At 71.9% G+C, this 1,972-nt stretch carries 2 protein-coding genes; both read left to right on the forward strand.

The annotated features are described in order from the left end of the window. On the forward strand, positions 1-677 hold a 677-nt coding region (locus D180_RS09960; protein ID WP_017912677.1), incomplete at its 5' end, for a hypothetical protein. Positions 678-1,116: 439 nt separating this feature from the next. Then, on the forward strand, positions 1,117-1,890 hold the full coding sequence (locus D180_RS09965; RefSeq protein WP_017912678.1) for a lytic transglycosylase domain-containing protein: 774 nt from the start codon (positions 1,117-1,119) through the stop codon (positions 1,888-1,890). Positions 1,891-1,972 lie beyond the last annotated feature (82 nt).

The following is a 1,972-nucleotide window of genomic DNA, read 5'->3' on the forward strand; positions in this document are numbered from 1 at the left end:
GCATGGCGGCGACGCTCTATACCGGCGATGGCCATCCGCGCCTGCCGGATGGGGTGGCGGTGGATCCGTTCGCGCAGGCGCAGGGCACGCCGCCGGGGACGCTCAATCCGCGCGACGTGGCCAAGTCCAAGCGCCTGCTCGAGCGACCCAATCCGATCGACTACCGGTCGACCCGTTTCGACAAGGATTGGGCCAGCGACGGCACCCTCGGCGACGTCGCCGTGCAGGGCATCGGCCGGGCGATCAAGCAGCTGCTGCCCAAGAACACCCATCAGTCGGCGGTGGCGCGGCCGCCGCCGGACGTGCGGTTCAATCCGGCGCTGCACGAGCGCGCCAGCGACCTCGGCAGCGAGGCCACCGGCGATGCCTACAAGGCCGCGCCGATCGCCTTCGAAAAGGCGCCCGGGTTGGATGGCGAAGCCAGCCGGCGGATTCGCCAGGCCCTGGCCGACCTGCAGCAACGCCGCGGCGCCTGCCCGGCGGCGCAGCGCGCGCGCCTGCTGGCGCCGGTGCAGCAGCACCTGGATGCGCTGCTGCAGGTGGAAACCGCCATGGCCAAGGGCGCCGACCCGATCCGCGCGCAGCAACTGCTGCCGCGCGAGGCCGACAGCGCCTACGATCTGGCGCGGCGCGCGCTGTGGTACGCCGATCAGAAACTGGCGGCGTGTGCGCCGTAGGCGGGCGTGCAGGTCGGAGGACGCATGCAATGGTCGTCGCTGCTTGAAGCGCGAAGAGCGGAGGCCGCGAGCGATTCGACCTTGGCAGTAGTCGGGACTGAAGTCCCTCCCACAGTGCGCCCAGACCGTGTGCTGCACGTTCTTGTAGGAACGGCTTCAGGCGCGACGAGCGAAGGCGGTGCGCTATCCGGCCGCTGAAGCAATCGGGACCAACGACCCGCCCACGATGTTCCAGCCAGCGTGCCGCATGCCCCTGTGGGAGGGACTTCAGTCCCGACGCGTGGAGTCTGGTGCCATCGTGGTGTGCAGGAGCCTGGTCGCGGCTGAAGCCTCTCCTACCCAGACCCGTGTCGGAAACAGCGCCGGGCGACAGGCCGTCACCTGCGTCCACGCGCGCTGCGCGATGATGCGCGCCCGCCCCCATCCGAGCGTGTCGCCGATGCCGCTTGCCCGTGCCGTGCTGTGCCTGCTGCTGTGCTGTGGCGTCGTCGCCGACGCGGCAGCGCGCACGGTGTACCGCTGCGTGCGCGACGGCACGGTCAGCCTGGCGACCGCGCCGGAACCGGGTTCGCGCTGCACCCCCAGGGAACTGGACGATGCGGCGATCGCCACGCCCAATCTGTGGGGCAACCTCGGCGTGTTCAGCGGCACCCTGTACGAGCGCGAGCAGGACGGGCAACTGGTCTACTCCACGCGCAATCTGCCGGGCTCGCGGCCGTATCTGCGCTTTACCGCGGTCACGCCGCCAGGCGAGAGTGCACACCCCGGACTGGGCAAGCTCGGGGCGCCGCAACTGCAGGCGCATGCTAAACAGTTCCGCGCCGCGGCGCGCGCCACCGGGGTCGACGAGCCGTGGCTGCGCGCGATTGCGCATGCCGAGAGCGGCTTCGATGCCGCCGCGGTCTCGCCCAAGGGCGCGCAGGGGGTGATGCAACTGTTGCCCGAGGTCGCCAGGGAGTACGGCGTGCGCGATCCGTTCGCGGCCGACCAATCCATCGACGGCGGCGCCCGCTACATGCGCGCGTTGCTGCGCCGCTACGCCGGCGATCGGGTGCTGGCCGCGGCGGCCTACAACGCCGGCATCGGCGCGGTGGCGCGCTACGGCGGCGTGCCGCCGTACGCGGAGACCCGCGCGTACATCGACAAGGTGATGGCGCTGTACCAGCGCTACCGCATCGCGATGGGGATGGCCGTGGAGACGCCCGCGCAATAGCGGCGGCGCCCACCGCCCGCGTCGACGGAGGGGCAGGCGGACGCGGCGTGGCCGCGGTGCCGCCCGCGGCGGCTCAGAGCGC

This window comes from Xanthomonas sp. SHU 166, assembly GCF_000364685.1.
In the GTDB taxonomy this organism is placed as follows: domain Bacteria; phylum Pseudomonadota; class Gammaproteobacteria; order Xanthomonadales; family Xanthomonadaceae; genus Xanthomonas_A; species Xanthomonas_A sontii.